Annotated in this window: 6 protein-coding genes; all 6 read left to right on the top strand. The window is 62.4% G+C overall.

Features of this window, described 5'->3' with window-relative positions:
- On the top strand, positions 1-1,779 hold a 1,779-nt coding region (locus EN914_RS20995; protein WP_164778827.1), incomplete at its 5' end, for a prolyl oligopeptidase family protein.
- A 68-nt stretch (positions 1,780-1,847) separates the two neighbouring features.
- Complete coding sequence (locus tag EN914_RS20990) at positions 1,848-1,988, top strand: hypothetical protein (RefSeq protein WP_063172368.1); 141 nt, start codon at positions 1,848-1,850, stop codon at positions 1,986-1,988.
- 48 nt (positions 1,989-2,036) lie between these two features.
- Positions 2,037-3,416 (top strand): aspartate aminotransferase family protein, encoded by a 1,380-nt coding sequence (locus EN914_RS20985; protein WP_013531202.1) that lies wholly within the window; start codon positions 2,037-2,039, stop codon positions 3,414-3,416.
- A 142-nt stretch (positions 3,417-3,558) separates the two neighbouring features.
- Positions 3,559-3,924 carry a hypothetical protein gene (locus EN914_RS20980; protein WP_013531203.1) on the top strand — a complete coding sequence of 122 codons (366 nt, stop codon included), beginning with the start codon at positions 3,559-3,561 and terminating at the stop codon, positions 3,922-3,924.
- A gap of 81 nt (positions 3,925-4,005) precedes the next feature.
- Positions 4,006-4,650, top strand: a complete 645-nt coding sequence (locus tag EN914_RS20975) for a cytochrome c oxidase assembly factor Coa1 family protein (RefSeq protein ID WP_024501290.1) — start codon at positions 4,006-4,008, stop codon at positions 4,648-4,650.
- Between the two features lie 193 nt (positions 4,651-4,843).
- A partial coding sequence (locus EN914_RS20970; RefSeq protein ID WP_164778826.1) for an FAD-binding oxidoreductase occupies positions 4,844-5,961 on the top strand: 1,118 nt, incomplete at its 3' end.

Below are 5,961 nucleotides of genomic sequence, written 5' to 3'. Positions count from 1 at the left end.
TCCTACAAGACCGAGAAGCCCGACTGGGAAACGATCATCGACTTCGACCAGCTTGCGGCGGAGGAAGAGATAAAATGGGTTTTTGGCGGCGCCAGCCGGCTCTATCCCGACTTCAACCTTTGCCTTGTCTCGATGTCGCCGGATGGCGGCGACGCCAGCGAGATGCGCGAATTCGACATCGCGACCAAGTCGTTTGTCGAGGGTGGGTTTCGTGCACCCGCTTCCAAGTCGGGTTTCAGCTGGCTGGATAAGGACACCGTGATTGTTTCGGCCGCTTTCGACGAGGCCGACAAGACCGAGTCCGGCTATCCGCGAGTCATAAAGCTGTGGAAGCGCGATACCAAGCTGGAAGACGCGACGCCGATCTTCGAGGCGCAGAAAGAGGATCTCGCCGTTGGTGCCGCTGTCGAGTACGACGGTGACAGACGCTATCTGGTCCTGGCTCGAACGCTGAATTTCTTCGCTTCGCACATCTTCCTTCGGCTGCCTTCCGGCGAAAACAAACAGCTGCCGCTACCGGACGACATGACCGATACGGCAATATTCAGGGATCAGCTCGTGTTCGGCGTGCGCAGTGCATGGACGGCGCCCGACGACACGGTTTGCAAGCCCGACGGTCTTTATTCGGTCGATATTGCACATTGGGTCGCAACCGGCGCGATCGGGCCTGTCGAAACCTTGTTCGAGCCGGCATATCGCGTTTCCATAGCCGGCATTGCCCGCACGCGGGACCGGTTGTTCGTCAGCCTGATGGACAATGTGCGCGGCAAAGTCGTCGTCTGCGAGCGCATGGATGGCAACTGGTCGCTGAAACCGGTGGCGCTGCCCGAAAATGGCAATGTCGGCATCAGTCATGCCGAGCAGTTCGGCTCGAGCGTGTCCTTCTCCTTCACCGATTTCCTGACCCCGAGTTCGATCATCTGGTCCGACGACAATGGCGAGACGCTCGCCACCGTGAAGTCGCAGCCGGCGCGTTTCGATGCCTCGCCGCTCATCTCGGAACAGTTCGAGGCGCGCTCCAAGGACGGCACGATGATCCCCTATTTCGTCGTCAGGCGGCGCGACCAGAAAGGTCCGGTGCCGACGCTGCTTTACGGCTATGGCGGCTTCGAAGTGCCGCTGCTGCCCGGCTATGCCGGCGTGCGTGGTAAGCTGTGGCTGGAGAAAGGCAATGCCTATGTGCAGGCATGCATCCGCGGCGGCGGCGAGTTCGGCCCAGCCTGGCATCAGGCGGCGCTCAAGGGCAATCGCCAGAACGGATTCGACGATTTCGCAGCGGTCGCGCAGGACGTCGTCAAGCGCGGCATCGCGACAGCAAGCTCGCTCGGCATCCAGGGTGGTTCGAATGGCGGCTTGCTGACCGGCGTTTCCTTGACGCAGCATCCCGAGCTTTTCGGCGCCGTCATCATCGAGGTGCCGCTGCTCGACATGCTGCGTTACGCCGAATTGCCGCCTGGAGCCTCGTGGATGGCCGAATATGGCGATCCGTCGAAACCCGAAGACGCGAAGTGGCTTTCAGCCTACTCGCCCTACCAGCATGTCGACGCCGCTGCCGCCTATCCGCCTGTGCTGCTGACCACATCGACCGCTGACGATCGGGTCCATCCCGGCCACGCGCGCAAGATGGCCGCCCGCCTGCAGGAAGCCGGCCATGCCAGGACGCTGTTCTTCGAGGAGACCGAGGGCGGCCATGGCGGGCGTGGCGACCGCCGGCCGCAGGCGGCGCAGACGGCGATGAAATATGTCTTCTTGCAGAGGGCGCTGACAGCCAAGGCCTAGAGTCATTCAGTTATGGGCCAAGCAAAGGGTGGTTCTCCTCGAGCAGCCTTTGCTCTAAGGTGGCTTCCATGGCTCTCGTCAGGATGTTGATTGACGCATTCGAGGCTCGCGCATTGCGGGTCGCGGTGACGCCGTCACCGCGCACGCTGCGCGCCGAGCTTTTGCGGCTGTGCGCCCGCATCGGCTATTCGCCACCTCTCTTCCTCTGAAGCATTCGCCCCGGCTTGGCCGGATAGAATCCAGAGGGAAGATCAGACATGACCTATCAGAATTATTCGCTGAAGCAGCTTCAGCAGATCGACGCCGCGCATCATCTGCATCCGTTCACCGACCACAAGGAAATGCGCGGGGCCGGGTCGCGCATCATCACCCATGCCAACGGCCCTTTCATCTACGATTCCGAGGGGGCTGAAATCCTCGACGGCATGGCCGGGCTGTGGTGCGTCAACATCGGCTATGGCCGTGACGAGCTGGCCGAGGCCGCCTATGCCCAGATGAAGGAACTGCCTTACTACAACTCCTTCTTCAAATGCTCGACGCCGACGCCAGTGCTGCTGTCCAAGAAGCTGGCGGAGATCGCGCCGAAGCACGTCAACCAGGTATTCTACGGCTCTTCCGGGTCGGAAGCCAACGACACCGCGCTGCGCCTCGTGCGCCACTATTGGGTGCTGGAGGGCAAGCCGGAGAAGAACCGCATCATCTCGCGCAAGATGGCCTATCACGGCTCGACCGTTGCCGGCACCTCGCTCGGCGGCATGGATGGTATGCACAAGCAGCTCAACGGTGCGGTGCCCAACATCGTCCATGTGATGATGCCCTATGCCTATGAGCTGGCGCTGCCTGGCGAGAGCGATCATGATTTCGGTCTGCGCGCGGCCGGGGCTGTCGAGGAGGCGATCCTCGAAGCCGGCGCCGACAAGGTTGCTGCGTTTATCGGCGAGCCGATCATGGGAGCCGGCGGCGTGAAGATACCGCCGGCGAGCTATTGGCCGGAAGTGCAGCGCATCTGCCGTAAATACGATGTCCTGCTGATGCTGGACGAAGTCATCACCGGTTATGGTCGCACCGGCGAATGGTTTGCCGCACAGACACTCGGCATCGAGCCCGACACGATCACCACCGCCAAGGCGCTGACCTCGGGCTATCAGCCGCTGTCGGCATTGCTGGTTGGCGACCGCATCGCCTCGACGCTGGTCGAGAAGGGCGGCGAGTTCAATCACGGTTACACCTATTCCGGGCATCCGGTGGCCTGCGCCGTGGCGCTGAAGAACCTCGAGATCATCGAGCGCGAAGGGCTGGTCGACCGCGTCCGGAACGACACCGGCCCTTACTTCGCCAAGGCGTTGCAGGAGCGCATTGCCGGACATGATCTGGTCGGCGAGGTCCGTTCGATCGGACTGATGGGCGCGATCGAGATCGTCAAGGACAAGGCGACCAAGGAGCGGTTCCTGCCGGCTGGAAGTGCGGCGGTAACCGTGCGGGATCACGCCATCACGAATGGCATGATGCTGCGCGCCACCGGCGACACGATGATCCTGTCGCCGCCGCTGATCTGGACCCGCGATACGATCGACATGGCCTGCGACCGCATCTCGAAGGCGCTGGATCTGGCGCAAGCCGATCTTCGCAAGCGGTAGAACTCGACCCCTCGGCTGGGCGCTCTTCGGCGGGCGCGCCCAGCCTTGAGACCATGCCGAAGCGGCGAGGGAACGAATTCCATCACAAGCGCGTAGTGTGTGGGGCAGCGGCTGATTCGGCCGCCACAAGGGGTTTGTTTCCATGAGAAAAACCGGCAAGAGCCGACGGACGCGAGAAGCGGCCAGCATCAGCGGCGACCTGATGCTGGCGCCGCTGGTGGCGATGATGCGGCTACCGTTGATGGCCATGGATGGCGGGAGCCGCCAGCCATGGAGTACGGAGACGGCACGTGCGGTCAACGAGAAGACCGCCGCTATGGCCGAAGGCGCGTTTGCGGCGCAAATGTCTTTCCTGCAATCGGCGTCGCGGTTCTGGCCGGAAGTTTTTTCCGGCCGCACGCCATCGCTGTTCAACGGGGTTGCGGCGGAGCGCTCGATCAGCGCCGCGCTGAAGCCGGCAAGCCGTGCCGTGAAAGCGAATTTTCGCCGGCTGTCCAACAAGACCTGACCGGGGCTGCAAAACTTTGATTTTGCGCATAGAGGAGCGCATGCGCTAGAATCAGTCCGTACGTTACCGATTGGGGACATGATGGCCGGACAACCGCTCAACCAGCCGGCTGAAATTCCAGCCGAACTCGACCGCTGGAACTGGGGCGCCTTCTTCCTCAACTGGATCTGGGGCATCGGCAACAGCACCTTCATTGCGTTGCTGGCGCTGATCCCTGTCGTCAACATCATCATGATCATCGTGCTGGGCGCACGCGGCAGCCGCTGGGCCTGGCAGAACCGCGCCTGGCGCGACCCCGAGCAGTTTCGCAAGACGCAGCGCAACTGGGCAATCGCCGGCCTTGCCGTCTGGGTGGTCGGGATTGGCGGCTGCGCGACGATGGTCGGCAGCATTCCCTACGTCCTGAAAGGCAGCGATGCCTATCTCATGACGATGGACAGGCTTCGCGCCGACGACCGCGTCAAGGCGGCGTTGGGTGATGATTTGACCGACAGTTTCTGGGTCGGCGGCCATCTCAACGTCGATGCGAATGGGGCTGGTGACGCCCAGTTCGGCATTCCGGTCCACGGCGCCAGGGGCAAGGGCACGGCCTATTCGACGGCTGTCCGGACAGCCGGCACGTGGAGCCTGCGCCTGCTGGTCGTCAGGGTCGAGGGAGCCGATGCGCCGATCGTGCTGATCAACGAAGATCATGTCCCGATCCCGAATGCTGCAATCGGAATATAGCTAGGCAAAACGCAAAAAAGCGGCCTGAACGCGGGCGCGAAGGCTGACAGTTCGGCCGGCTTCGTGGCCCAACAGTCGGGTGACCACTGCTGCGTTCCAGACAAGGAAATATGCTGAAAAGCCGGATGCTGTCTGACAGTATGCGCATGCGTTCATGTGGACCGGTGGCAATTTCATACAAGGGCACGCGCATATGGTGAGTTCCTTTCGTGCGGTCGTGGTCGGTGGCGGCTGTGTGGGTGCAGGCATTCTCTACGGTCTGGCAAAGCGCGGCTGGACCGATGTGGCATTGCTGGAGCGAACACAGCTTACGGCCGGGTCGACATGGCATGCCGCGGGGCTCATCCCCTCTTACGCGCGCAGCCGCAATGTCGGCCGCATGATAGCCAGGTCGATCGAAATCTATGAGGGGCTGGAGGCGGAGACGGGCCAGAACGTCGGCTGGCACAAATGCGGCCAGCTGCGCATTGCCAACACGCGCGACAGGCTGGACGAGTACAGAAGCTACATGGACGTTGCCGAGGTCCAGGGTGTGCGGGCCCGGATCGTATCGCCCGCGGAAGCGCGAGAAATCTGGCCGCTGCTCGACAACAACAGCATGCTGGGTGCCCTTTATCATCCCGATGACGGCCACATTGCACCCGCCGATGTCACCCAGGCCATGGCCAAGGGTGCACGCGACCTCGGCGCGAAGATCCATCTTGATACCGAGGTCGTGGGTTTCGAGCGGATGCCGAGCGGCGGGTGGAGGGTCAAGACCTCACGCGGCGAGATCGTCTGTGAACATGTCATCCTTGCAACAGGCAATTACGCACGCCAGACAGGCGCCATGCTGGGCCTGGACATTCCCGCGATTCCGATCCTGCACCAGTATTGGATCACCGAGGCGGTTCCCGAAATCGTGGAACGCAAACGGCTTGGTCTTCCGGAGATGCCGATCCTCAGGGACGAGGGTTACGAGGGCTATCTGCGCGAAGAGGGAGACGGGCTGATGTTCGGTCCCTATGAGCGCACCGAGCAGCTCAAGCTGTTCGCCGAAAACGGCGTCCCGGAATGGTTCGGCGCCGATCTGCTCGATGAAGATTTCGATGCCGTTTCCTGGAACTGGGAGCGCGCCACCGAACTGGTTCCCGCGCTCGGGCGCGCCGGCATCAAGCGCAATGTGCGAGGACCTTTCCAGATGACGGCCGATGAGCTGCCGCTGATGGGGCAGGCGTGGGGCCTGGAGAATGTCTGGCTCGCCGAAGGGGTGCCGGGGGGCATCCTTTGGGGCGGTGCGATTGGCTATTACCTCTCCGAACGGATCGTGGA

The sequence above is a fragment of the Mesorhizobium sp. M7A.F.Ca.CA.001.08.2.1 genome (assembly GCF_003998455.1).
Classification (GTDB): domain Bacteria; phylum Pseudomonadota; class Alphaproteobacteria; order Rhizobiales; family Rhizobiaceae; genus Mesorhizobium; species Mesorhizobium ciceri.
This window is presented reverse-complemented; position numbering and strand designations above follow the sequence as displayed.